This is a genomic window from Helicobacter heilmannii, from assembly GCF_001283065.1.
GTDB classification, from domain to species: domain Bacteria; phylum Campylobacterota; class Campylobacteria; order Campylobacterales; family Helicobacteraceae; genus Helicobacter; species Helicobacter heilmannii.
This window is the reverse complement of sequence record NZ_CDMK01000002.1, coordinates 320,030-345,033: the sequence shown is the minus strand read 5'-3', so window position 1 is coordinate 345,033 and position 25,004 is coordinate 320,030. Positions and strand designations below refer to the sequence as shown.

28 protein-coding genes and 2 tRNA genes are annotated in these 25,004 nt (G+C 48.0%); 18 read left to right on the top strand and 12 right to left on the bottom strand.

The window, feature by feature from the left end; translation table 11 throughout:
• Positions 1-123 precede the first annotated feature (123 nt).
• Positions 124-1,686, top strand: a complete 1,563-nt coding sequence (locus AOG36_RS05855; protein ID WP_015107048.1) for a flagellin A — start codon at positions 124-126, stop codon at positions 1,684-1,686.
• A gap of 10 nt (positions 1,687-1,696) precedes the next feature.
• Here AOG36_RS05855 and hemW read toward each other — a convergent pair whose 3' ends face one another.
• A complete protein-coding gene (gene hemW / locus AOG36_RS05850; protein ID WP_015107049.1) occupies positions 1,697-2,761 on the bottom strand; it encodes a radical SAM family heme chaperone HemW in 1,065 nt (354 codons plus the stop codon).
• 61 nt (positions 2,762-2,822) lie between these two features.
• Between hemW and AOG36_RS05845 the strand changes: the two genes are divergently transcribed.
• The 10 genes from AOG36_RS05845 (at position 2,823) to AOG36_RS05800 (ending at position 10,170) form a co-directional block, all read left to right on the top strand.
• On the top strand, positions 2,823-3,125 hold the full coding sequence (locus AOG36_RS05845) for a c-type cytochrome (RefSeq protein WP_015107050.1): 303 nt from the start codon (positions 2,823-2,825) through the stop codon (positions 3,123-3,125).
• Between the two features lie 100 nt (positions 3,126-3,225).
• Entirely contained in the window at positions 3,226-3,696 is a 471-nt protein-coding gene (locus AOG36_RS05840) for an RNA pyrophosphohydrolase (protein ID WP_015107051.1), read from the top strand.
• Positions 3,697-4,899, top strand: coding sequence for an aspartate kinase (locus tag AOG36_RS05835; RefSeq protein ID WP_015107052.1), 1,203 nt, complete (start codon positions 3,697-3,699; stop codon positions 4,897-4,899). It abuts the gene before it with no gap.
• Entirely contained in the window at positions 4,899-5,417 is a 519-nt protein-coding gene (locus AOG36_RS05830; RefSeq protein WP_053830376.1) for a HobA family DNA replication regulator, read from the top strand. Before AOG36_RS05835 ends, AOG36_RS05830 begins: the two co-directional genes overlap by 1 nt.
• Positions 5,410-6,036 (top strand): DNA polymerase III subunit delta', encoded by a 627-nt coding sequence (locus AOG36_RS05825; protein ID WP_015107054.1) that lies wholly within the window; start codon positions 5,410-5,412, stop codon positions 6,034-6,036. The genes AOG36_RS05830 and AOG36_RS05825 overlap by 8 nt, the downstream gene beginning before the upstream one ends.
• Positions 6,036-7,175 carry a dihydropteroate synthase gene (folP, locus tag AOG36_RS05820; protein WP_015107055.1) on the top strand — a complete coding sequence of 380 codons (1,140 nt, stop codon included), beginning with the start codon at positions 6,036-6,038 and terminating at the stop codon, positions 7,173-7,175. The genes AOG36_RS05825 and folP overlap by 1 nt, the downstream gene beginning before the upstream one ends.
• Positions 7,176-7,289: 114 nt before the next feature.
• Positions 7,290-8,531, top strand: coding sequence for an aromatic amino acid transport family protein (locus tag AOG36_RS05815; protein ID WP_015107056.1), 1,242 nt, complete (start codon positions 7,290-7,292; stop codon positions 8,529-8,531).
• A gap of 22 nt (positions 8,532-8,553) precedes the next feature.
• Positions 8,554-9,939: an L-serine ammonia-lyase gene (locus tag AOG36_RS05810; RefSeq protein WP_173380416.1), complete on the top strand. Its 1,386-nt coding sequence runs from the start codon at positions 8,554-8,556 to the stop codon at positions 9,937-9,939.
• A gap of 63 nt (positions 9,940-10,002) precedes the next feature.
• Positions 10,003-10,077: transfer RNA gene (locus AOG36_RS05805), tRNA-Gln, on the top strand.
• Between the two features lie 16 nt (positions 10,078-10,093).
• Positions 10,094-10,170, top strand: a tRNA-Met gene (locus tag AOG36_RS05800).
• On the opposite strand, the gene AOG36_RS05795 is transcribed toward AOG36_RS05800, so the two are convergent.
• A complete protein-coding gene (locus tag AOG36_RS05795; protein WP_053825728.1) occupies positions 10,171-10,479 on the bottom strand; it encodes a thioredoxin family protein in 309 nt (102 codons plus the stop codon).
• A gap of 119 nt (positions 10,480-10,598) precedes the next feature.
• Between AOG36_RS05795 and kdsB the strand changes: the two genes are divergently transcribed.
• Positions 10,599-11,297: a 3-deoxy-manno-octulosonate cytidylyltransferase gene (kdsB, locus tag AOG36_RS05790; RefSeq protein WP_015107059.1), complete on the top strand. Its 699-nt coding sequence runs from the start codon at positions 10,599-10,601 to the stop codon at positions 11,295-11,297.
• Complete coding sequence (locus tag AOG36_RS05785; RefSeq protein WP_015107060.1) at positions 11,291-12,217, top strand: CpaF/VirB11 family protein; 927 nt, start codon at positions 11,291-11,293, stop codon at positions 12,215-12,217. Before kdsB ends, AOG36_RS05785 begins: the two co-directional genes overlap by 7 nt.
• On the opposite strand, the gene AOG36_RS05780 is transcribed toward AOG36_RS05785, so the two are convergent.
• The 4 genes from AOG36_RS05780 to icd form a co-directional block, all read right to left on the bottom strand.
• Positions 12,212-13,027 (bottom strand): sulfite exporter TauE/SafE family protein, encoded by an 816-nt coding sequence (locus AOG36_RS05780; RefSeq protein WP_015107061.1) that lies wholly within the window; start codon positions 13,025-13,027, stop codon positions 12,212-12,214. The genes AOG36_RS05785 and AOG36_RS05780 overlap by 6 nt on opposite strands.
• Positions 13,028-13,597: a hypothetical protein gene (locus AOG36_RS05775; RefSeq protein WP_231630282.1), complete on the bottom strand. Its 570-nt coding sequence runs from the start codon at positions 13,595-13,597 to the stop codon at positions 13,028-13,030.
• Positions 13,598-13,772: 175 nt separating this feature from the next.
• A complete protein-coding gene (locus AOG36_RS05770; RefSeq protein WP_238374886.1) occupies positions 13,773-14,291 on the bottom strand; it encodes a hypothetical protein in 519 nt (172 codons plus the stop codon).
• Between the two features lie 198 nt (positions 14,292-14,489).
• Positions 14,490-15,767: an isocitrate dehydrogenase (NADP(+)) gene (gene icd / locus AOG36_RS05765; protein WP_015107066.1), complete on the bottom strand. Its 1,278-nt coding sequence runs from the start codon at positions 15,765-15,767 to the stop codon at positions 14,490-14,492.
• A 93-nt stretch (positions 15,768-15,860) separates the two neighbouring features.
• Between icd and AOG36_RS05760 the strand changes: the two genes are divergently transcribed.
• The 5 genes from AOG36_RS05760 to lpxE all read left to right on the top strand — a co-directional run bounded on the left by AOG36_RS05760 (position 15,861) and on the right by lpxE (position 20,212).
• Positions 15,861-16,217: a P-loop NTPase family protein gene (locus AOG36_RS05760; protein WP_053825667.1), complete on the top strand. Its 357-nt coding sequence runs from the start codon at positions 15,861-15,863 to the stop codon at positions 16,215-16,217.
• Between the two features lie 86 nt (positions 16,218-16,303).
• The gene (locus tag AOG36_RS05755) at positions 16,304-16,702 is read left to right on the top strand and encodes a DUF697 domain-containing protein (RefSeq protein ID WP_015107068.1); all 399 of its coding nucleotides are present in this window, start codon (positions 16,304-16,306) and stop codon (positions 16,700-16,702) included.
• A gap of 139 nt (positions 16,703-16,841) precedes the next feature.
• Positions 16,842-18,122 carry a citrate synthase gene (locus AOG36_RS05750; RefSeq protein WP_015107069.1) on the top strand — a complete coding sequence of 427 codons (1,281 nt, stop codon included), beginning with the start codon at positions 16,842-16,844 and terminating at the stop codon, positions 18,120-18,122.
• Positions 18,123-18,128: 6 nt separating this feature from the next.
• Positions 18,129-19,658 (top strand): phosphoethanolamine transferase, encoded by a 1,530-nt coding sequence (locus tag AOG36_RS05745; protein ID WP_015107070.1) that lies wholly within the window; start codon positions 18,129-18,131, stop codon positions 19,656-19,658.
• Positions 19,655-20,212 carry a lipid A 1-phosphatase LpxE gene (gene lpxE / locus AOG36_RS05740; protein ID WP_015107071.1) on the top strand — a complete coding sequence of 186 codons (558 nt, stop codon included), beginning with the start codon at positions 19,655-19,657 and terminating at the stop codon, positions 20,210-20,212. The genes AOG36_RS05745 and lpxE overlap by 4 nt, the downstream gene beginning before the upstream one ends.
• Here lpxE and AOG36_RS05735 read toward each other — a convergent pair.
• The 6 genes from AOG36_RS05735 to plsY all read right to left on the bottom strand — a co-directional run bounded on the left by AOG36_RS05735 (position 20,205) and on the right by plsY (position 24,999).
• On the bottom strand, positions 20,205-21,137 hold the full coding sequence (locus AOG36_RS05735; protein WP_370696098.1) for a lipid A biosynthesis lauroyl acyltransferase: 933 nt from the start codon (positions 21,135-21,137) through the stop codon (positions 20,205-20,207). The genes lpxE and AOG36_RS05735 overlap by 8 nt on opposite strands.
• Positions 21,138-21,147: 10 nt before the next feature.
• Positions 21,148-22,194: a lipopolysaccharide heptosyltransferase I gene (gene waaC, locus AOG36_RS05730; RefSeq protein WP_015107072.1), complete on the bottom strand. Its 1,047-nt coding sequence runs from the start codon at positions 22,192-22,194 to the stop codon at positions 21,148-21,150.
• Positions 22,191-23,654, bottom strand: coding sequence for a Ppx/GppA phosphatase family protein (locus tag AOG36_RS05725; RefSeq protein ID WP_053825665.1), 1,464 nt, complete (start codon positions 23,652-23,654; stop codon positions 22,191-22,193). Before AOG36_RS05725 ends, waaC begins: the two co-directional genes overlap by 4 nt.
• A 6-nt stretch (positions 23,655-23,660) precedes the next feature.
• Entirely contained in the window at positions 23,661-23,912 is a 252-nt protein-coding gene (locus tag AOG36_RS05720; RefSeq protein ID WP_053825664.1) for a YfhL family 4Fe-4S dicluster ferredoxin, read from the bottom strand.
• A gap of 86 nt (positions 23,913-23,998) precedes the next feature.
• Positions 23,999-24,343, bottom strand: a complete 345-nt coding sequence (locus AOG36_RS05715) for a dihydroneopterin aldolase (RefSeq protein WP_015107075.1) — start codon at positions 24,341-24,343, stop codon at positions 23,999-24,001.
• Positions 24,340-24,999 carry a glycerol-3-phosphate 1-O-acyltransferase PlsY gene (plsY, locus tag AOG36_RS05710; protein ID WP_015107076.1) on the bottom strand — a complete coding sequence of 220 codons (660 nt, stop codon included), beginning with the start codon at positions 24,997-24,999 and terminating at the stop codon, positions 24,340-24,342. Before plsY ends, AOG36_RS05715 begins: the two co-directional genes overlap by 4 nt.
• Positions 25,000-25,004 lie beyond the last annotated feature (5 nt).

The following is a 25,004-nucleotide window of genomic DNA, read 5'->3' as shown; positions in this document are numbered from 1 at the left end:
GATATTCTAACATGAAAAGGGAATAAAACTAAGTCATCTGCCTTTAATTTAACAAAAATGTGTTTTGGTCGATTGTAGGTGCGCCAAAGCAAGGAAGCTTTAGGAGATTAACAAGGAGTTAGTATGGCATTTCAAGTTAACACGAACATCAATGCGCTAAATGCCCATGCCGTAGGGCTGGTAACACAGCGCGATTTGAGGGAGTCGTTAGAGCGCTTGAGTTCAGGCTTACGCATCAACAAGGCGGCAGACGACGCTTCTGGGATGACAATCGCCGACTCACTGCGCTCTCAAGCCAAGAGTTTAGGGCAGGCAATCGCCAACACCAATGACGGGATAGGCATCATCCAAATCGCTGACAAAGCGATGGATGAACAAATTAAGATCCTAGACACCATCAAAACCAAGGCAGTCCAAGCTGCCCAAGATGGACAAAACACACAATCTAGGAAAGCTCTGCAAGCCGACATTGTGCGCTTGATCCAGAGTTTGGACAATATTGGCACCACAACTGCTTACAATGGGCAAACCCTCTTAGCAGGCTCTTTCTCCAATAAAGAGTTCCAAGTTGGGGCTTATTCCAACGAAACCATTAAGGCGAGCATCGGAGCAACCACCTCTGACAAAATCGGGCAAACCAAAATTGTTACAGGAGCCACTATTACCGCCTCCGGCGAAGTCTCTTTGACTTTCAAACAAGTGAATGGTACCCACGATGTCACCTTAGAGAGTGTGAAAATCTCCACTTCTGCGGGCACAGGTTTAGGTGCTTTGGTGGAAGTCATCAATAAAAACTCTAACGCCACAGGTGTGCGGGCGACTGCGAATGTGATCTCCACTTCAGACACCGCTATCCACTCAGGAAACCTACACAATTTGGTCCTCAATGGCATCCATATTGGGAATGTTATGGGCATCAAGAAAAACGACAGCGATGGGCGTTTATTAGCGGCTTTCAACGCTGTCACTGCCCAAACTGGCATCGAAGCTTACACTGATTCTCAGGGGCGCTTAAATCTGCGCAGTCTTGATGGCCGGGGCATTAGCATTAAAGCAGACAACGATGGCTCCAGCGACCGAAAAAATGGTACTGGAAGTGCGATGGCTTTAGACACCTTCAATGGTGGCCAAAAGATCACAGATGGGTCTGTTAACTATGGGCGTTTATCCTTGGTGCGCCAGGACGCTAGAGATATTTTGGTTGTGTCTGGGGCGAATGTAACCGATGCCAATGCAGGCTATAAAGCTATTGGCTTTACTAAAGGTCAGGTTGCTAGCACCACCGTGAACCTAAGAGATGTTTTAGGCGAGTTTAACCAAAATGTGCGCAGTGCTTCTGGGGCGAACTACAACAATACCCTATCGCTAGAACACCTCACTCTAGGCTCAGGGGTAACCACTCTTAAAGGTGCAATGGTGGTGATGGACATCGCCGAATCTGCCCAAAAAATGCTGGATAAAATCCGCTCTGACTTAGGTTCCGTGCAAAACCAAATGGTTAGCACTGTCAACAACATCAGCATCACCCAAGTGAATGTGAAGGCCGCTGAATCACAAATGCGTGATGTGGACTTCGCCGAAGAAAGCGCAAATTTCAGCAAGAATAATATCTTGGCACAGTCTGGTAGCTATGCAATGAGCCAAGCCAACACTGTGCAACAAAACATCCTCCGCCTTTTAACATAGGCCTTCTGGCTTAAATGAGCCATAAAGCGATTTCGTCCGCAAGGAAGAAGTCGCAAGCAACCAAGCGTTGGTTGGTGATTTTGCATTTCTTGCCCTCTACGAGCTTTTGGACTTCCTTAGGGTCTAGCCCTTCTAATTCTACCCCCAGCACGCAACGCAACCCTAAAAACAATCGTTCTAGCTCTAAATCCGCATCGCTTAAGAGTTCTACACGCCACTTTAAAGGGTTATTGATATAGGCGCGCACATCTTTTTGCTTATAAAATCTTGTATTTCCCACACGCCCCACAGCCCCCGCCCCACAGCCCAAATACTCTAAGCCTGCCCAGTAACCCAAATTGTGCTGTACTTGGTAGGGTCTAGCATAATTAGACACTTCATAGGGACTAAAGCCCAAATCTTTTAAGAGACTTCGCAAGATGGCATCAGCGTTTAAAAGCGCATGGGGGTCGATGCTATGGGCTAAACGCGTGTTGTCTTCAAGGGTCAGGCTGTAGGCAGAGAGGTGGTCTATGGGTAATGTGCTTGCTTGTTGGCACTCGACTTTAAGACGCTCTGGAGTGTCTAGAGGGGTGTTGTACATCAAATCAATGTTTAGATGTTCAAAGCCACAAGTGTGGGCGATCTCTAGGGCTTGAAAGATGTCTTGTTGGCCATGTTCTCTTTGTAAGAATTTTAACTTATCGGCAAAGAAGCTTTGCACGCCTAAAGAAAGGCGGTTAGCCCCTAGACTTTTTAAGGCTTGGCACCACTCTTGGGTGATGTGATCGGGGTTGGCTTCTAAAGTGATTTCTATATTGGGGGCGTAGGTGGTGTGGGCGGTAATGGTGTAGAAAATGCGCTCGTAGTGCTTCACTCCTAGCGTATTTGGTGTACCTCCGCCGATGAAAATCGAACTTAAAGCCGGCATGTTTTTAAGACTGTTTTTAAGGTCTATAACCAAAGCATCGACATAGGCATCTTTGAGAGAATCCAACCCACTAAAGGAATTGAAAGCACAATATCCGCATTTGCTTGTGCAAAAGGGGATGTGGATGTAGAGACTAGGGGCTCTTTGCAACATGGATTTAAGCATGGCTTAATCCTTTAAATAATATCATCTTAGCATACTTTTTGATAATTCAAAGGAGTCTTCTGTGAAAAAGGTTTTGTTCTTAGGTGTTGTATTGTGTCTTGGGCTTTTGGGGGCTGCTGAACCTGCTGAGTTGATTAAAAAATGTGCTGGTTGTCACGGGCCTACTATGAACCACAAAGCCTTTGGCAAAGGGCACATTGTGAATACACTCGACAGCGCAACCATTAAAGAAGACCTGATGGGTTATAAAGCAGGTACGCTCAATCGCTACGGTGCGGGCAAAATCATGCACATGCAAGTTAAGGCTTTGAGTGATACAGAGATCGAAGCCTTAGCCAAATATATCCCCACTCTTAAAAAGTAGAATCCACGCAAGGGGAGGGGGCTTTCTTTCAGTTTTGCCCATGTTATAATAGCCTTCAGTTTTGGGCGCGGTTGCGCCTTAAGTAAACAGAAGGACAACTATGGACACCAAAAAATCTTACCGACCCAATGTGGCCGCTGTTGTGCTTTCCTCTCATTACCCTAGGGATTGTGAGTTTTTTCTCGCACAACGCATAGATATCCAAGGGGCTTGGCAATTCCCCCAAGGCGGGATCGACCAAGGCGAAACTCCTTTAAAGGCCTTGTATCGCGAGCTTTTAGAAGAGATCGGCACCAACGCCATCGAGGTGATCGCCGAATACCCCAAATGGATCACCTACGACTTTCCCCCCACGATGCCCAAAAAACTCTACCCCTTTGATGGACAAAAGCAAAAGTATTTTTTAGTGCGGCTCAAGAACAATGCTTTAATCAACATCCAAACCCTTTCACCCGAGTTCAACTGCTATTGTTTTGTCAAAACCCACGACCTTTTCCACCGAGTCGTGCATTTCAAGCGCCAGGTTTACCGCCAAGTGATCGGCTATTTCCGCAAAGAGGGGTATTTATAGATGTTGGTGGTACAGAAATTTGGGGGAACAAGCATGGGGGGCTGTGCGCGCATTGAGGCTGTAGCTAAACGCGTGATTGAGAGCAAGAAACTCTACGAGGATCTAGTGGTCGTGGTTTCGGCGATGGGCGACACCACGGATGACTTTTTAAATCTTGCCCACTACTTTGGCGCACGCAGCAACCGGCGCGAGTTAGACCGCCTGCTTAGCAGCGGTGAACAAATTTCTAGTGCTCTGCTTGCCATTGCTTTGGAGTCTATGGGGCAAAAAGCGTGTTCTTTGAGCGGACGAGAGGCGGGGATTTTAACCGATTCACACTACACCAAAGCCCAAATTTTAGACATCGACACCGCTAAAGTTAAAGAACTCTTGGCGCAAAATTTCATTGTGATCGTGGCGGGTTTTCAAGGCATCAGTCAGGGTGGGGAGATCACTACTTTAGGGCGGGGAGGCAGCGACTTAAGCGCGGTGGCCCTAGCTGGGGCCTTACACGCCCAGCTTTGTGAAATTTATACCGATGTGGATGGCATTTACACCACAGACCCACGCATCGTGCCCACAGCCCGTAAAATCAATGAGATCAGCTATGAGGAGATGTTGGAGTTGGCTTCAATGGGGGCAAAGGTGCTCTTTAACCGCTCTGTCGAACTTGCCAAAAAATACAACATCCCACTAGTCACACGTAATTCCTTTAACAACACCGAGGGGACACGCATCACTTCAGAGGAGCAAATTGTGGAAAAACCCATTGTGAGTGGCATCGCCCTAGATACAGACCAAGCCCGCGTCAATATTGTCGATGCCCTAGATTATCCGGGCATTGCTGGAGAGGTATTTGGGCTCTTGGCGGGTGCGGGGATCAACATTGACCTAATTGTGCAAACTGTCGCCCGTAATGGCAAAACGGACATCAACTTCACCGTGCCCAAGGACGATTTAGACACCTGTTTGCAGGTGTTAAAAAATCTCACAAACATTGGATCAGTTGAGCATGACGACAAGGTTGCTAAGGTGTCTGTCGTGGGTGTGGGGATGCGCTCACACTCAGGGATTGCCAGCAGTGTTTTCAATGCCCTAGCTAAGGAGAACATCAATATCCTGATGATCGGCACGAGCGAGATTAAAATCTCTGTGGTGGTGGATATCAGCGTGGCCGAACTTGCGCTCAAAACCCTACATGCAGCATTTAAACTCGACCTTTAATGCGTTTTAAGGAGTGGCTTGTTGCGTTGCAAAAAGAGGGGTTTTTGTGTCTTGAGCCACCCCAAGACTGTGCCCCTTTACTGCGCGCTACAGAGCACATCTTGAAAGGGGGTTGTGTGCTCATCATCACAGACAGCCAAAGAGCATGGCTTAAAACCTATGTTCTAGCGCATTTAAACACACACCCCATGCACCCTCTGATCCCCATCTTTGATCCCCTGCAAGGTTTTGACATTTATTTGCAACAAAGACCGGACCTTTCAATCGTGCGCAGTACTTTGGATTTAGTGTACCAAAACTACATCTTTTGGTATGTGGGGGCAAGCAATACACAGATGGCACAGCTTGCCTTAAGTGTGGAGCAAAGTTTGTTATGGTTTTTAGATAACCAAAAAGAGGGGGCAATGAGCCTTGAATCCCTAAACCCCCTGCTTGATCACAAACTTTTAGATCTTTACCGTCTATTTGCCCGCATGGTGCTAGAGAGCTTGTTGGGGCAAGTGAGCTTTAATGACTAGCCGGATCATCTATGCCAACGCCCCCCACGATGAAGCCCAAGGCCACAAAGAGTCCTTAGAAACACATTTTAAAGCCCAAAACACCTCCTTTTTAGCTGAACTCTTTTGCGAGGACGAGCTGAAAATCGAACACACCCACGAGATCAAACGCCGCTGTGTGCTGAAATTTGCCGGTCAAAAGGCGTTTCTCATCGCCGCGCCCAGCTTAAACATTTTTGCCCAAAACGCCCTACTTAAAATCCTAGAAGAACCCCCAGAAAACACCTTTTTTATCCTCATCACCAAGCACCCAAGCGCATTGTTGTCCACCATCCGCTCTAGATTGCCACACACCAACAAGCGCACCAAGACCTCTCTACCACCCTTTGGACTAAACCTAAAGACTTATGATCTATGCACCCTTTACCAATACCTACAAAATGCCGACAAACAATTCAACCAAGAGGAAACAAAAATCCAAATCGCCGCACTCTTAGAAGCCACAAAACAAGCGGGCATCCACCTAAGCCCCGCCACGCTCGCACAGTTTGACAATGCCCTTTACGCCAACGCCCTATATCTACGTCCCAGCTACAATCTTTTGCCCCTACTCTTAAGTATTTTGCAAGAAAGAGGCTGATGTTTTTACAGAGGCTCAATCCTTCTAGCTTTTCTTGCGCCTTGCATGAGATGGGTGCACACCCCACAGGACAGGCGATCATGGCAAAAAAAGCCCAGCTTTTAAGTTTTAAAATCACCGACCTGCCTTTAAGTGCCACCCTGATTTTAAAACAAGAGGCACTGCGTATTGGTGCAGAGTTAGCCACGCCTAAAAACTGCATTTTGGCAAAGGAAGAAGTCTATGATTGTTTGTTGGTGGGCACTCTAGATCAACTCCAGCACCTCGCCCAAAAATGTGCTAAACAAGACTTTGGGCTTAAAACACTTGCCAAAGAGCTAGAAACCCACTTGAACTCCCCTAAAATCGCCCCCTCCCTCATGGCAATTGTCAATGTAACCCCTGATAGCTTCTATCCAGATAGCCGCCACAGCGCACAAAGTGCCCTAAGGCAAATCTACCGATGCCTAGAGCAAAAAATCGCCTACATAGACATCGGGGCAGCCAGCTCCAGACCGGGCAGTATTTACATAGATGCCAACACAGAGATCGCCCGTTTAAAAGAGCTGTGCATTGAGATCAAGAACCAACAGCTCTACAGACATGCTAAATTCAGCATAGACACCTACAACCACAAGAGTGCCGCCTTTGCCCTAGAACATGGCTTTTGTATGTTAAACGATGTCAATGGTTTTAGGGATGTAGAGATGTTCGCTGTGGCCAAAGCATACCGGGCACAAGTGGTGTTGATGCACTCTTTAGGAGTGCCTTTGCAAGCACACCAACAACTCACAAACGACCATCTGTGGGAGGGCATGGAGGCGTTTTTTCGCACCAAAATCGCCGCTTTACAAGAGCAAGGCATTAGCGACATCATCTTGGACATTGGCTTTGGCTTTTCTAAACAAATGCCCGAAAATTTAGCCTTGATCAAACATTTAGCGCATTTTTTGCACTTTGGCTACCCTTTGCTTGTGGGCTGCAGCCGCAAAAAAAGCGTGGGCGAGGTGTGTGCTAGAGAAGTGCAAGATCGCCTAGCCGGTACGCTTGCCCTGCATTTAAAAGCCCTAGAAAATGGGGCGAGCATTCTAAGGGTACATGACATCCCAGAGCATCTAGATATTTTGGCAATCCACAATGCTTTTTTACAAATCCCCTAAGTTAACATCCGCTCCGACAATCCCATTAAACCGCTTGATATGGCTTGAGACTAATAGCCATTGTCTTAATTCTGTTACAATGGGTCTTTTGATTTTAGACACACAAGGGTTTGCATGACGCAAGCGGATAAAAAGTTAAATCTCTTCGACATCCGTTGGATGTGGTCGCTCTTTGGTACGGCCATCGGGGCAGGGATTTTGTTTTTGCCTATCAAGGCGGGCGAGCATGGGTTTTGGCCCGTGGTGTTGATGGCGACGATGAGTTTTCCCATGACATGGCTTAGCCATAGGGCTTTAGCGCGCTTTGTCAATGCCATAGGCAACCAAGACATCACCCACGCCGCCACCCGCTTGGGTAAAAAGGTTGGATTTTTAATCACCCTAATGTATTTCTTTGCCCTTTACCCTATTTGTCTTGCCTATGGTGTGGGGATTACAAACACGGTTGAATCTTTCTTTGCTAACCAACTAGGTTTGCACTACTTTGAAAATAACCGCTTCTTTCTAGCCGAACACATGATCACGGGCATGATCTTTGTGATGCTGTTCAACACCAAGATTGTCACACGCGTGGCAAACGCCCTTGTCTACCCCTTAGCATTGATCTTGTTGGTGTTTTCTTTGTATTTAATCCCCTATTGGAAAACTGCCATGATCGCTGAAATCCCCAGTGTGAAAGGGTTCTTTGCGGCACTGTGGTTTACCCTGCCCGTGTTGGTGTTCTCGTTTAACCACAGCGCGATTATCTCCACTTTCGCCCAAGCTGTGGAGAAGCACTACGGGGAGCTCAAGCACTTTAAAACCAACCAAATTGAGCTGTTCAACACCTCCCTTTTGCTTTTCTTTGTGATGTTCTTTGTATTCTCGTGCATCCTTTGCCTAGACCCCACCGACTTTGCCAAAGCTAGAGCGCAAAACATCCCCATTTTGAGCTACTTTGCCAACACCCTGCACAACCCTTTCATCGGCTATGCCGGCCCTGTTGTGGCGTTCTTAGCGATCACCACTTCCTTTTTTGGGCATTACTATGGGGCAAAGGAGGGTTTGAAGGGCCTGATCGTGCAAACCTTCACTAAGGATAAACTCAACACCCACCACCATCGTCGCATCGATATGTGGACGACCATATTTTTTTGGATCAGCATCGTTGCGGTCGCCTACTACAATCCCAGTATTTTAAGTTTCATTGAGGATTTGGGCGGGCCTGCTTTGGCCACCATCACCTTCATCCTACCCATTGTGGCGATGTATACTCTGCCCTCCATGAAGGAATTTAGAAGCCCGCTTGCCGATAGTTTCATCTTTTTGGCCGGCGTACTCACCGTTTTAAACGCCATTATCAATATTGTTAAATGAGGTAACCATGACACAACAAGAAATTTACAGCCAATCCATCACTGCCATTTTTAAAATAGGCATAGGCCCTAGTTCTTCACATACCATAGGGCCCATGGACGCTTGCGTGCGTTTTTGCAAACTCTTGCAAGAAAAGCAAATCCTTGAGGAGGTGGCTAGAGTGCAAGTCATCTTGCATGGCTCGCTCGCCCTAACTGGTAAGGGACATTTAACGGATTTAGCCTGTGTGGTGGGCCTTAGCGGAGTGAGTGCCAAAGAGGTGAGCGTACCCCAAAGACAAGAGATTTTGCAAAAGGCGATCCAAGAGCACACCTTGCACCTAGCTAAAACAAAAAACATCTCTTTTAATCTTGAAGAGGACATTCTCTTTGAATCCGAAGCCTTGAGTTTGCATGAAAATGGCATGGAGGTGTGTGCCTTCAACAGCAAGCAAGATCTATTGCTCAAAGAGATTTATTACTCTACGGGGGGCGGGTTTATCTACACGGAAGAGGAGTTAAAGCACAAGCAAACCGCCCCAGAAAAACCAAAACACAACGCCTTTGATTTCTCTAGTGCTAAAGAGCTCATGGAATTGTGTGAAAAGCACCACACCAGCATCGCGGGCATTGTGGATTTGCACGAGAGCGCGCTGTTTGGGCAAAATTACGCCCGCACCTACTGCCTAGAAATTTATAAAGCCATGCTGGAGTGCTATAAAAGTGGCGTGTCCTCTCAAGAAAAACAATTGCCCGGCTACATCGGCATGGCACGCCTAGCTCCCAAAGTCCACGCCCGTTTAAGCCAACACCCCAGCCACGCCGATCCGCTGGCGATGGTCGATTACGCCACGCTTTATGCTAGGGCTGTTAGTGAAGAAAACGCCTGCGGGCATAAAGTGGTGACCGCCCCCACCAATGGGGCGTGTGGGGTGGTGCCAGCGGTGCTACTTTATTGCCACCACCACATCAAGCCTTTAGAAACCGAGCAAATTGTGGATTTCTTGCTCACTTGTGCGGCGGTGGGGTATTTATACAAAAAGAATGCCTCTTTGAGCGGGGCAGAGGCGGGTTGTCAGGCGGAAGTCGGTACGGCCTCTTCAATGGCGGCGGCGGGCTTTGCCTTTGTGCTGGGGGGCAATGTGCGCCAAGTCTTAAGCGCGGCTGAGATTGCTATGGAACACCATTTGGGTTTAACCTGCGATCCTGTGGGTGGGTTGGTGCAAATCCCCTGCATTGAGCGCAATGTGGTGGGAACGATCAAGGCGATCTCTTCGGCTAGACTCGCCCTAGAGGATGGCTACCAAGCCAAGGTGAGCCTAGATGATGTGATCTCTACCATGTACGAGGTTGGTAAGGCTCTTGATTCTAAATACCGCGAAACTTCACTAGGCGGGCTCGCCACGCATGTGCACATTCCCAAGTGCTAGTTAGAGACTAGGTAGGGGGGCTTGACTTTTTCAGAGAAACAAGCTAGAATGGCACTTTTTCGTTGGAGTATCGCCAAGTGGTAAGGCAGCAGGTTTTGGTCCTGCCATTCGGAGGTTCGAATCCTTCTACTCCAACCATACCCTTTAAGTATGACGCGGGATAGAGCAGTCCGGTAGCTCGTTGGGCTCATAACCCAAAGGTCGGTGGTTCAAATCCACCTCCCGCAACCATTAAACGAGCTTTTTAAACTCCGCTTCGATGACACTTTTTGTACCGGGTTCTACAAGTCTTTGCCCCACTTCTGCACCGTCTTTATAAAAAATCAAAGTCGGAATCCGTTTGATGCCTAGACTTTCTTTTAAATCCTCGCTCTTGTCAAAATCCACTTTAAAGATTTTCACTTGGCTGTAATCCTTGGCTAAAGCATCCATCATGGGCGCGATTTTGTGGCAATCGGGGCACCAGTGCGCGCCCACATTGACAACCACCGCCCCTTGGCTTGTTTTTTCTTGGTAATTTTGGCTGGTTAAGACCTCCATTTTTGCCCTTTCGTGTAAAATTAAGGTTTTAAGCATAGCTTGAAACAACTAAGTTTTAGGTTAAGAAAACCCCATACAAAAAGGCTATAATAAAGCATTTTTTATTTTAAGGAGGTTGTATGATTGTGATTCCTGCGAGGCTGGAATCTACCCGCTTTCCGCGCAAGCTCTTAGTGCCTATTCAGGGCGTGCCCATGGTGGTTGCCACCGCACGCAACGCCCAAAGGGTGGATGAAGTGGTGGTGGCTTGCGATGATGCCCTGCTTTTGAGGGCTTGCGAGGACTTCAATGTTAAAGCCATTTTAACGAACAAGGTGCACACAAGCGGGACAGACAGATGCGCCCAGGCCTGTACACTTTTAAACCTGCCCGAGCACACCCCCGTTTTGAATTTGCAAGGCGATGAGCCCTTTTTAGAGCCAGAGATCATCGCCACGCTCTTAAAAGAAGCCCAAAACACCCCATTTATGCACACCTGCATTAAAGAAATCAGTCCCAAAGAAGCCCAAGATCCCAATGTGGTTAAAGTGGTGCTGGGCACGAATAATCGCGCCCTGTATTTTTCACGCGCCCCCATCCCCTATGGCAGAGACGAACAACACCGCGCCTTTTTGGGCCATATTGGCATTTATGGCTTTAGGGTAAATACACTCTTGGAGTTTTGCGCCCTTGAAAAAAGCCCCCTAGAGGACATTGAAAAACTCGAGCAACTGCGCGCGCTCTACCACCACAAGGCGATCACCACCAGCCTAGTTAAAACCCAAAGTGTGGGTATAGACACTCTGCAAGACTTGCAAGAAGCCTTAAAAAGGTGTTAGAAGAGCTAAAAACCCACAAGGTTTTAAAGGCGCAGATTGCCCTTTTTGCCCCCTATTTGCAAAGTGGGGTTACCGAGCTTCTTAGCAACACCGAAAACGAGCTGTGGCTCTATGCGCTCAGTGGCACACACCAAAAAATCTATGACCCCACTTTCAGCAAAGAGTTTTTATTGCGCTTTTGCGAGCAATTAGCCAGTTATAGAGATTTGCCCTTTAATAGCCTTGCCCCCACCTTAAACTGCTCCATCCCCTTCACCCGCTACCGCGTGAGTGCCAACCATTTCAGCATCACCACGAACAACCAAATCAGCTTAAATATCCGCGTACCAAGCCTACTAAAATTCCCCCTCGAGGCGTTTTCTATCACCAACACCTGCACCTTTAGCCACAGCGACTTAAAAAGCATGGCACAAGAGGGGCATAACATACTAATCAGCGGGGCGACTGCCAGCGGCAAAACAAGCCTATTAAATGCCCTTTTGGAGTTTATCCCTAAGGAAGAGCGGGTGGTGAGCGTGGAGGATAGCCAAGAATTGGATTTAAGCGGGTTTGAAAACAGCGTGGGGCTCTTGGTGGGTAAAATGGAGCAAACCCCCTTCACCTATGAAAACGCCCTCAACATGGCGATGCGCATGCGCCCCGATCGGCTCATGGTGGGCGAGATCGATACTAGAAACGCCCTTTTATTCTTGCGCTTTGGCAACACAGGGCATAAGGGGATGATGTCCACCCTGCACGCCAACAGTGTGGAGCAGGTCCTAGAAGCCATTGCCCTAAATATTGAAATGGGGCATAAGGCCAAGTTTGATTTAAGTATTGTTAAACGCTACTTTAAAAGCGCGATCGATGTCGTGATCCAAGTGTGCAAAATCAAAGAGCAGCGCTTCATTAGCCAAGTGCTTTTAAGCAAGGATTTATAATTCCGTCACGAGCTTGTAGCCCGTAGCCACAATGCTTAGGGCGTAAATGCTTAAGAGCAAGACCCGATGGATCTTTTCAGTCGCTATAAGGATCAATTTAATGCCAAGCCCCACGCCCGCTAGCGCGCCCACACCCACCAAAAAACCCACCCATAAAATGCGGGGGGCGAGCACGCCCGCGTGTGTGAGCGCGATCACGCCTGAAAGCGAGGAGAAGATCACAAAGAACAGCCCCAAGGGCACGATCTTTTGCGTGTCGTATTTTAAAAAGTAGCCCAAGAAGGGCACGATCAAAATCCCACCGCCCATGCCAAGTGGGATCGAAAAAATCCCCGTGATGAGCCCAGCTAGGGCTAAAATGGCGTGCTTTTTACTCAAGTTCCAGCGGATCAGCGGGATTTTAAAATGCGCGTTGTGGGCGTGTAGCCTGAAGTGCGCACGGGGGTAGTTGCCCTTTTTGATGAAGGCGTATTTAAAAAAGGTGTAGCACACCACCGCCACAAACAGCCCCATTAAAATCCGATCGTCCATGCGTTTTAATAAAAAGCTGCCTAGCATTGCGCCAAACAGCCCACCCCCCGCGATCGCCAAGCCCTCTTTAATGTCTAGCAAGCCCTTTTTGTAATTGATGAGTGAGCCCACCAGAGAGGAAAAGAGCATTTGAAAGAGCGAAATGCCCACGGCGTGGCTGTAGCTAAAGCCCGCAAACACTGCAGCGGGCACGACAATCTCCCCCCCGCCAATGCCAAAAAACCCCGCTGTGATGCCCGTAACAAAGCCCACAAAAGCCAAGACAAAATCTAAAGCCACTTACTCGATCCCATTTTTATCCTCCCATGTTTGGCAGTAATGTTTTTTATAGCCATGATCTTGCAAGCCCTGCAACACACTGTTTTTGATTTGTTCCATATAAATTTTCTTGCCATCGCGTTTTTGGCGATAAAAGGGGTCAATGTCTTGATCGCTGTCATTGACACGGCTATAGCTTTGCAAGACATAGCGACCCTTAGAGGGCTTGAAGGTTAAAATCTCTAGGTTTCGATGCTCCCAGTCGCATTCAATCGCGTATTCATTGATACGCAAAGTGAGGGCATCTTGTTTAAAATCCACGCTCGTTTGTGAAAAGGTGGCTTCAGGGTTAAGCTCTAAACAAAAGCCTTTATGCCATTTAGAGCCCTTATAAAACCCAAAGCACATGAGACTTACATTGATTTTACCATTATTGGCATTTTCTGCATACGGCCACAAGGTGCGCAACACAAAGCCCCGATAGAGGGTTTTACCCACACGGGCTTTACTCTCTTCAAGGATATTTATGGGGTCGCCGCTGTTTTTTCGTGGATCGTTAAATAAAAACAGCTCGCTTTGATCTCTTAGCATTTTAACAACACGCGGCGGCTCAAAATCACTAGACTTTGCTAAGCCCAAGAATACATGGGCTAAGAGCAACCAAACCCCAAGAAAGCACCCTAATCTATTCGATTCCATTTTTTCTTCCCATGTTTTGCAGTCCTAAATTTTTGCCACTCTTAGCCTTGCCATCCATCACGCCCGCTTATCTCTCTTGGCAATATCCCTTCTTGTCGCAACGCTCCACTAAGTCTTGCAAAATACTTTCTTTCATGGTGTTCATGAAAATTTTCATATGGTCTCTCTTTTGGCGATACACAGGATCGATGGGCTCCTTATTGCTTTTAACATCGAGTTTTGTTAAAACATAACGACCCTTAAAGGGCTTAAAAGTAAAATGCGCGCGGTTGGTCCCAGTGTCGCTGCCTATCCTGTCTGCTTCATCAGCGCATGCGTAATAGTCCTCACGCAAGTGCAAGAGCATGGCATCTTTTTTAAACTCCATGTTGATTTCAGATAAAGGAGATTCATTATCTAAGATCAAACAAGAGCCCTTATACCACTTATTCCCCCGACTAAATCCAAAACACATGAAGCTCAAGTCAAGTCCAGCTGTTGGACCACGACCGCCATCATTGCTAATGATATTCCCGGACCGATAACCACGCACCACAACCCCGCAATAAGGGATCCCACCCAACACGGCTTGACTTTTCTCTAGCACATATTGCGCACCATATGTACTTTGGTCATCGTCTTTAAATTTGTTTACAAAATCCCTTGCTTGCTGAAGCGTATAGTCCCAATGGTAATTTGGATTACTCGCACAACCCAACCCCCACGCCACATTAGCCAAGAAACACAAAAGCCCTAAAAACAAACCAACGCGCCTCATAGTGCCTCCAACCCTCCTTTTGTTTGTTTATAAATGCGAGATGATCACCTCACCAAACTCCGAGCTAGACACCTCAGTGGCTCCTTGCATCAAACGGGCGAAGTCATAAGTTACCTTTTTGTTCTCAATGGCTTTTTGCATGCCCTTCACGATCAAATCCGCCGCTTCAACCCAGCCCATATGGCGTAGCATCATCTCCGCACTAAGGATTATAGAGCCGGGATTGACTTTATTTTGTCCGGCGTATTTGGGGGCAGTGCCGTGTGTGGCTTCAAACATGGCAACGCTGTCATTCATATTCGCCCCGGGGGCAATGCCAATCCCGCCCACCATCGCTGCTAACGCATCCGAGATATAATCCCCGTTTAAGTTCATGGTGGCGATCACATCGTATTCCGCGGGGCGGAGTAAAATTTGTTGCAAGAAGGCATCGGCGATCATGTCCTTAATGACGATCTCTTTACCCGTTTTGGGGTTTTTAAGGGTGCACCAAGGGCCTTTGTCTAAGAGTTTTGCCCCAAACTCTCTTTGCGCTAGGGCATACCCCCATTTCATGAACGCTCCTTCGGTGTATTTCATGATATTGCCCTTATGCACAAAGGTGAGGCTAGCGCGATCATTGTCAATGGTGTATTGGATCGCCTTGCGCACGAGCCTTTCAGTCCCCTCTAGGCTGATGGGCTTGATGCCAATGCTGCTTGTCTCAGGGAAGCGGATTTTTGTTACTTTTAGCTCTTCTTGTAAGAATTTGATGAGTTTTTTAGCCTCTTGGGTGTCTTGGTTGAACTCGATACCGGCATAAATATCCTCGCTATTCTCTCTAAAGATCACCATATCCACCTTACCGGGGTCTTTAACCGGACTAGGGCTGCCATACCAGCGCACAGGGCGCAAGCACACATACAAATCCATTTTTTGGCGCAAGGCGACATTGAGCGATCTAAAGCCCTCGCCTACGGGGGTAGTTAGAGGTCCCTTGATCGACACTTTAAAGTGGTTGATTGCCTCAATGGTGTCCGGAAGCAGCCATTGCTCTTCCACGCTTAGCTCTTTGTGATCTTTGAATTTGTTGAAGCATTTTTCGCCAACAAAGACTTCATACCACGCAATCTTTTTCTCCCCTTTGTAAGCCTTTTGCACGGCGGCATCCACGACCTTACGCATCACAGGTGTAATATCCACGCCAATCCCATCGCCCTCAATGAAGGGGATAATGGGGTGACTTGGCACATGCAATTTGCCCTCTTTATAGGTAATCGCCTCCCCTTCTGTAGGCACAGACAAGTATTTAGGATTATAAGACACAAAAAACTCCTTGAAAAAATGATATGCCCTGCATTGTAGCATAAAGCAGGTTTAAAGTTTTGGGTTAAAATAGGGGAACTTCAGTTTTAAGGGGTGTTTATAGCGCAAGAAATCGATCTTAATTTGTTCGGCACTTGCTTAAATGTGCTTGTAGCGGGCAGCATGGGCACTGGTAAGAACACTTTAATCAATGTGGTTTTTGGCATAGAAGTGGCGCGCACTGGGCAGGGCGCGCCCATCATCCAGCAGATTGCAAACATTCAAGGCGGGCTCACCAGTCACGACACGAAGGGGCTAGAGTTCAAAGACTTTAGCACCACCAAGCAAGAGATTTTTAATTTTTTAGAGCGCATGCACTGCCAAGAGGCAAAAGAGCAAATCCACATCGCATGGCTATGTATCCAAGAGTCCGCAAGGTGCGTTCAAGAGGGCGAGGTGGAAACTGTATGAGCTGCTACAAGCGCATCAAGTCCACACGATTGCAGCGATCACAAAAGTCCAGCAGGATAAGGACGACAAAGGGGAGAAGTTCTCTAGTGTGGTGCAAGAGCGTTTTGGGCTTGAAGAGGCGCATTTACAAAAAGTTGGGGCTTTGGAAGTGGAGGACAATAGGAGCGGCAATCATCGGGGCAGTACCCATCCCCTTCTGGGATCTTGCCCTGCTCGCCCCCGTCCAAATCGTTATGATGATCCACACCAGCAAAATTTACGGGCTTGAACTCTCGCAGAGCGTGGCAGAGCAACTATTAGCGATATTTGCGGATGTACTTAGCACGGGGCATGCGGTGTGCGTGGCGGTGGGCAGGATTTTAAAGCGCATCACCGTGGCGGGCAGTGTGCTCGGGGGCACGATCAGCACCACGGCAACAACGGGAACAACCGCTTTAATCGGCAGGGTGTTCGTGGCGTGTTTAGATGCCAACATTAAGGATTAAGAGGGAGCGATCCAAGGTTTCAACGCTTAAGGTGTTTCAAAAATACCTAGATATGGTCAAGTCCATCAAGTCCTATGTTTAGAAACCTTATTTTAATCTTAAGGGGGTATAATCTAGCTCAAAATGTGAAAGGAAGTCCATGTCTGTTACACTGATCAATAACGAAACGAACGAAAAATTTGAGTTTGAAACCATTGCCTGTACCCGCGGTCCCCATGCGATCGATTTTTCTAAACTCTTTGAAACTTCGGGGCTTTTTTCTTATGACCCTGGGTATGCGTCCACAGCGGGGTGCAAATCCACCATCAGCTACATCGATGGCAAAAAAGGCGAGCTTTACTACAAAGGCCATCCCATTGAGGAGCTGGTCGCCAAGTATAAGTATGTAGATGTGTGTAAGCTCTTGCTCACCGATGAATTGCCCAAAAATGAGACCGAGTCGCTAGAATTTGAGTTGGAATTGCGCCACCGTAGCTTCATCCACAGGACTTTAATGAACATGTTTTCCGCCTTCCCCACCAACGCCCACCCGATGGCAAAACTGAGCAGCGGGGTGTCCATCCTCTCCACCTTTTACTCCGATCATGCCGTGATGCACACTGAAGAAGACTACCAAACGATGGCAAGGCGCATTGTGGCCAAAATGCCCACTCTCGCCGCCATTTGCTACCGCAACGAGATCGGCGCACCCATCATCCACCCCGACATTAGCCGTAGCTACATCGAAAATATCTTATTCATGCTAAGAGCCTACCCTCACGAACGGCTTAAACACACCGTGCATGGCGAAATGGAGATCACCCCCCTGGAAGTGGAGGCTTTGGATAAAATCCTAACCCTGCACGCCGATCACGGGCAAAACGCCTCGGCATCCACCGTGCGCAATGTCGCCTCTACGGGTGTGCACCCCTATGCCGCCATCAGCGCAGGCATCAGTGCGCTTTGGGGGCATTTGCACGGCGGGGCGAATGAAAAGGTCTTGATCCAGCTAGAAGAGATCGGGGATGTCAAAAATGTAGACAAATACATCGCCCGCGTGAAAGACAAGAACGACCCCTTTAAGCTCATGGGTTTTGGGCATCGGGTGTATAAGAGCTACGATCCTAGAGCACGGGTGTTAAAGAAACTCAAAGACGACTTGCAAGCCAAGGGGGTTAAGATGAACCCTAAGCTCGATGAGATCGCCGCAAAAGTCGAAGAAGTCGCTCTTAAAGATGACTACTTCATTGAGCGTAATCTTTATCCTAATGTAGACTTTTACTCTGGCACGATTTTACGGGCACTACAAATCCCTGTGCGCTTTTTCACCCCCGTGTTTGTGATCGGCCGCACCGTGGGCTGGTGCGCCCAGCTTTTAGAGCATGTCAAAAACGCCCAAGCTAGAATCGCCCGCCCTAGACAGGTTTACATCGGTAAATAGGTTTTAATGTCCTTTCGTGTCGCGCCCCTGCCCCTCAGCTGGGGCTTATTGATCTACAGCGTTGTCTCTTTAGTTCTCTTTAACCTGCCCTTGCTGGGATTTGTGCTGAGAGAAAATGGGGGCTTTAGCGTGGCTTTTAGCGTGTGCGCCGCATACATCTGTGTAACCAGCATGGCCTTTGCAATGCTGTCTATCTTTGGCCTGCGGATGTTGCGCTTTTTTTGCTCCCTCTTTAGCTTATGCAACGCCCTAGCTCTCTATTTTGTCAACACCTACCACACCTTGTTGACTAGAGACATGATGGGCAATGTCCTCAACACCAACTTCAAGGAAGCGAGCGGGTTTTTGGGCTGGCATCTATGGCTTTATGTTTTGCTAGGGCTTTTAGTGGCTGTGGGTTGTTGGCTCTTGCCCTTAAAGCCAAGCCGCTTTAAGCATAAACTCTATTTTATTTTAGGTTCAGGACTTGTTTTTGCGTTTTGGGGGGCGATCCACACAAAACAATGGCTCTTTTTTGACAAACACGCCAAGGCCATCGGTGGGCTTGTCGCACCCTATAACTACAGCATCAACACCGCGCGGGCCGCCCTGCTCTTTTTAAAAACAGCCCCCTTAAAACGCTTTGGCTTAGTGCCCTTGCAAGTGCGGGGGCGGGTGGTGGTTCTGGCCATCGGTGAGAGCGCAAGACGCGCCAATTACGGCATTTATGGCTATAACAAGCCCACCACGCCCAAACTCCAAGAGCTCTTAAACCACCATGAAATTCTAGCTCTCAAAGCCACCTCTTGTGCCACCTACACCACCGCTGCGCTCACCTGCATTTTAAACGCCAAGAGCGGGTATGAGAACCTGCCCTTGTTCTTGCACAGACAAGGCGTTAAGGTGGTGTGGTTGAGCCTTAATGACGGGCCACCTCCCATGGATGTGGATTGGTCCCCCCCTCTGTCCATCCTGCACAGATGGTTTAAAGAAGTGGGCTTGGATTCTAAGATCATAGACTACGATGAAGCCCTAGCCCTAGCCCTGCCCCATGTGCTGGCGCGCTACCCCAAGGATAATTTATTGGTTATCTTGCACCTTAAGGGCTCGCACGGTCCGCTGTATGTGGATAAGGTCCCTAAAGGCTTTGCCCCATTCAAACCCATTTGCACCCACAACGAGCTAGACGCGTGCCAAAGTGTTGCGCTCATCAACGCCTATGACAACACCATTATCTACAACGATAAGGTTCTAGACATTGCCGTGCAAAACCTCAGCCACACACCTCGCCAAGCCATGCTGCTTTACATGAGTGATCACGGCGAGAGTTTAGGCGAGCATGGGCTGTATCTACACGGCACACCCTATTTGATCGCCCCCGATTTTCAAAAACAAGTCCCCTTCATTGTTTACATCAATCCCGCCTTTAAAGCGCATTTGCAAGCCAAACCACTTAAACCCGACTACACTCAAGATATGATTTTTTCGAGCGTCTTGCACGCCTTTGGGTTGCAAAAAAGCCCTGCCTACAACCCCAAATTGGACATTTTCCAATGAAACTTAAAACCCTATGTTTGAACAGTCTGCCCCAAAGTCTGCCGATCAAAAGCATCGTGTTGTTTGCCCTGCTCTTTGTGTTTGGGGCAATCACGCCCTTTCCTAAGATTGCCAGGCAGCCCCAAGTCTCCGCCGCCTTTAGCTTCACCGAACACTACGCCCGCTTCATCCCCACCATCGCCTCTTTTGCCCTGCCTTTAGCCAAAAGAGACATTGTGGGCTTGGTGCAAATCATCCATGTCAGCATCGCCACCACGATCGCCACGCATGCGCTTAAATGGGGGTTAAATGATGTCGTGCTTTTTGGGCGGCGTTTGGGCGAGCGGCCCAATGGAAGCTCTAAAAACATGCCAAGCGGGCATTCTTCGATGGTCGCTTGCGCTTTGGGATTCTTGGTGCGCCGCTATGGCTGGGTGTGGTTGTGGTTCTTGCCCCTAGCCTTGATGACGATGGGCGCGCGCATTTATTTGAACGCGCACACCATCGGCGCGCTCATCGCGGGCTTTAGTGTGGGCATGCTCTGCGTGCTGTTTTTAACCACCCGCTTCAAGTAGGTTTTTTATAAATCTCTGGGTGCGTGCTTTTAAAGCGCCGATGAAACCAAAACCAGCTTTCAGGGTGGGCTCTAATGATCTGCTCGCTTAGGGTAGCTTGGGCTTGGGTGGCTTCTTGTATGTCGGCTTGGCTGTCTTCTGTGATGTTGATTTTAATGGGGGGGTAGTAGGTAACAAAGTAGTGGCTGTAATCCTCGTTAAAGTCAATGATCACCGCCACAATGTCTATGTTGTAACGGCGGGCTAAAATAGAGCCTATGGTCGTGTGGGTCGCCTTATGTCCGAAAAAATCCACCTCCACCCCCTCCTTGGGCGAGATGTTTTGATCGACCAAAATCCCCACCAAGCCCTTGCCCCCATTATAGACTTTCAAAAGCTCTTTAAACGCCCCGACTTTGTTGATGAAGCGCACGCCAAAAGCCTCTCTGTGCTTGACAATCAGGCGGTTGATGCTCTCAAACTTGGTTAAACGCCCCAAAGACCCCCGATCGTACTGCGCGTAGTGCTGCGCTAAAGAAGTCCCCACCGCCTCCCAATACCCAAAGTGCATGCCCATCACCACCGCCTGCCCGTTTTTAGCCAGCGACTTTAAAACATTTTCTTGATCGATGAGCGTGAAGCGGGCATCATAAATGTCTTTAGGCAGAAACTCCACCCGCACGCTCTCAAGGATAATAAAGGCGAAGTTTTGGTAAGCCCTTTTAATGATCGCTTCTTTGCGGGCACTCTCCATTTCGGGGAAGACAAAGTCTAAATTTGCCTTAGCGTCATAATAACGCCGTCTATCTAGCTTGTAAAAGATAGAGCCCAAAGCCCGCACACAGCCTACAAACCAAGAATGGGGCAAGCGTGCCAACACAAAGCCCAATCCATTTAAAGCCCACTCTAAAACCTTGCCCCAAAAAATCCCCCATTCTCTACAAATCCCGCTCTCTTTAGTCAAGTTTGTTTGTCCCTTTCAATATGCTTAAAACCGCCTCTTTGATGGCAAGGGGCAGGATGTCCTTAATGGAGTGGTCGTTTTTATTATAGTTTGCTTTGGGGTTACCCACCAACGCAATGTGGTGCGCGCCCTTGAGCTCAAAGCGCGCTTTGGGAGTGTTGCCATAGAGTGTTACTGAGGGGGTCTTTAGTGCCCATGCTAAATGCACCACGCCCGTATCCCCGCCCACCACCACACCCACCCTAGCCACAAGGGTTTTCACCTCTTCTAGGCTTAAGGGGGGCAAAAGTTTAACTTTTGTCTTCAGCATAGGGTTTAAATAGGTGTAAAGCTCTTTAGCCTGCTCTAAATGAGCGTGGCCTAAGATTAAAATCTCTAGCCTTTGATCTTTTAAAGCCAGCCCCACTTGTTTAAAGCCCTCTAGAGGATAGGTTTTATGCACCCTAGAGGTCTCAAGCACAAACAAGACTTTGGGCATGGGGGTGTTTAAGAGGGGTTCTAGCTTGGGGCTCTTAGGGCAGAAAAAGGCGCGCTCTCTTTGCTCTAAGGTGTTTTGCCACTCTTTGGCCCCAAAGGCTAAATTAAAGGCGTGGTGCAAGATGGCTTCATTGCGCTTTAAAATGTGCGCGCTGTAGGCGATCGCCACTTGATGGGTGTAAAAGACACTGGCAATTTTCTCCCGAATGGAGTGGCGATCAAAGCCCACAAAGCGTTTAGGTTTGCTCTTGGCTAAGAACAGCCCGATGAGCGCGGACTTTAACAGCCCTTGCATGTCAATGATGAGATCAAACACCCCCAAGGAGCGCAAATGCCGATAGAAACGCCAAATTTTTAGGGGGTTTTTAGAATGCAGGGTTTTTTTATAGGGCAGGGCGTGCAAGACATCGATGTGGGGGGAGTTTTTAAGCATAGGGGCGAAATTTTCATCCACAAACCAATGGATCTTTGCCTCCTTGTAGCGTTGCTTTAAGAAGGGCAAAAACACGGCACCCACAATGACATCGCCTAGGGCTGAGAGCCTAATGATGGCGATTTTCATACAAACTCAATTTCAAAGGGTACGGGTTTGGTGAGTTTGGTGGCGATCTCTTGGCATAGATAGGTGTCGCTCGGGCATTTGATTTGTAAGGTCTTGTGCTTGAGGCTGTAGTGCGTGCCCTTAGGCACACGGGCTAGGCACATGGTTTCAGCAAGCCCTAGAATGAAACTGAGCCACTGCAAGGTCAAAATGGGGGGCATGATCGCGCTGATGTGGGCGATGTTGCTGTCTTTTGGGATTTTTTTATGGCTAAATTGCACCAATAGGCAAATGATCGCCCGATCTTGGTGGGAAAAGCCATAACTCAAAGAGTGCAGGCTCAAATATGCCCCGTGCTTGTGGGCATTGTAGAAGTTCAGCACCTTACCAATGCTAGAGAGTTGCCCCGCGATTTTTAAATGGTATAAATATTTTTCATGAATGCCATGCAAGGGTTGCAGAGCTTCAAAGAGTTTGGCACATTCTTTTTTGACTTCTTGGCTGTGCTTGGAGTGGGGCAAGAAGCGATCTAAGAGTGATAAAATGGAGGGGTTAATGCCCTTGGGGAAGCTGTGGTTGTGGCTTCTTAGCATGTCGCTTAAAAACACGCCCTCTCTCACACCCACCCCACTAGCCACAATGGTGCTCGCTTTAAAATGCTCCAAAAACATGGTGAAAATCAAGGTCCCGCTGCGGATGCTGTCCTTGCGATCCTCACTGATGCCAAACTCTGCCAACTGCGCCTCACTGCTCCTTATAATTTGTTGCATCCAATGCCAATTGCTCTTCACATCCATTTCGTAACCGTGGATCACATCAATGGGGTAGTTGTTTAAAAACATCCCCACCTTGGCTAAAGAGCGGATCGTCCCACCTACGCCAAAAACACAGCTCGTTTTGAAATGAGGGGGCAATTTAGCCAGTTCCTTTTGGATAAACTCCCTAGCCAAGTTCAAATCAAGGTTTTTATCAAAAAAAAGTTCTTTGAGCCGGATCGTACCCAAATTCACAGAAACCAAGTCTTTGATCTTGCCATTTTCGATGAGTGCACACTCCGTGCTACCTCCGCCAATGTCAATGGTGATCCCGTCTTTATGGTGCAAGAGATTAGCGCACGCCACGCCCCCATAAAACGCCTCTTTCTTGCCATCAATGACTTTGACTTGCAGGCCACACTCCTCCCTCACAAGGGCGACAAACTCTTTAGAGTTGGGCGCATCGCGCACGGCTGAGGTCGCCACGCATAAAATCTTACGGCTTTTATACTTTTCGGCAATGTCTTTAAAATCTCTTAAAGCCCTTAAAGCCCGCTTGAGTGGGGCTTTTTGCAACACCCCCTTATGCTCGTAAGTGCCTTGCGAAATGCGTACCTTGGATTTGATTTCATAGAGCAAATAAAAGCCAAATTGGCTGGTTTTCTTGAAAATCGCCATGCGCACGGAGTTCGAGCCAATGTCGATGATGGTGGTGATTTTTGCCATAAAAACCTAGATTTCTTCTTGCAGACTCTCGTATTTGTACTGCAATTCCTCTTGAGTCTCGGCGTTGTTGGGGTCGGGCACAATCGCATCTACGGGGCAAATACCGACACAACTAGGCTCATCGCTATAGCCCACACACTCGGTGCATCGATCCGGGTCAATGCAATAAATCGGGTCGCTTTCATCAATGGCTTCTGTAGGGCACTCCTCCCGGCACGCATCGCAAGCAATACATTCCTGACTGACTAATAAAGACACGAAAACCCCTTCTAGATGGAATTTTTAAGCATGCGTATATTTACTAGAGTTTCGCTAAATTTTTTCTAAAAACCATAAGAAAAGGCTTAAGAGCCTTTATTTTCATCAAAACACACTCTCAAACTTGCCCCCACTAATGCTCTTTGGCACGCTTGGGGCTTTTTAATAGACATATAGACTTGTGTAATGATAGGAAAGCAGGTCTTAAGCCATGTACTGATTTCGCTTAACGCCTCCTCTAAAAGCCCATATTTGGTTGTGGAGAGTTTGTTTTGCACCACTTCTAAAATGTCCATGTAATCCAGGCAGTTTTGGGGGGTGTAGTTGTACTCAATGCTTAAATCCACGATCAAGGGTTGGGGGGTTTTTTGTTCGCTCTCTAGCACCCCAATGATGGCATCGATTTGGTAATCTTGCACACTAAGCGTCATAAAATCTTGCCCTCCTGTCCACTTAGTAGATTAAGCAGATTCGACCAATGTTTATAAAGCGTGAAAACAAAAATCAGCACCATGGGCGTTTGCGTGCCCACCTCATGCACGATATTGATCGGTGCGGGTAGGAATTTAGGCATGAAAAAGATCAACAAAGTCGCCGTGCCCACTCCCACAATGGAAGCCAAGGACGAAATTTTAAGCCCCTTGCCAATCACCGCCCACAAAGCAAGCCCGATTAAACTTTCTACGGGGATCAATAAAAGTACCGCCCCCATCGTGGTACTGACCCCCTTACCGCCCCTGAAGTTCAAAAAGGGCGAATAGCAATGCCCTAAAATCGTGGCGATGGCGACCATCCACTGCGCCGCAAAATTCAAGCCCGCCATTTTGGCAAGAAAGACGCAAAAAACCCCCTTCACCAAGTCCAAGACCAACACTAGCGTGCCGATTTTCTTCGCCTTAGCCGGATCAATGTTTTTAAGCACCCGCACAACATTGGTCGCCCCAATACCCCCACTCCCGTGTGCTGTAACATCCACCTTATGCATGACCTTCACCAGCCAATACCCAAAGGGCATGCCCCCCACCACATAGCCCACAATGTAAAACATGACATTAATGTTTGTCAAAAAGCTCAAGAGATTATCCATAAACT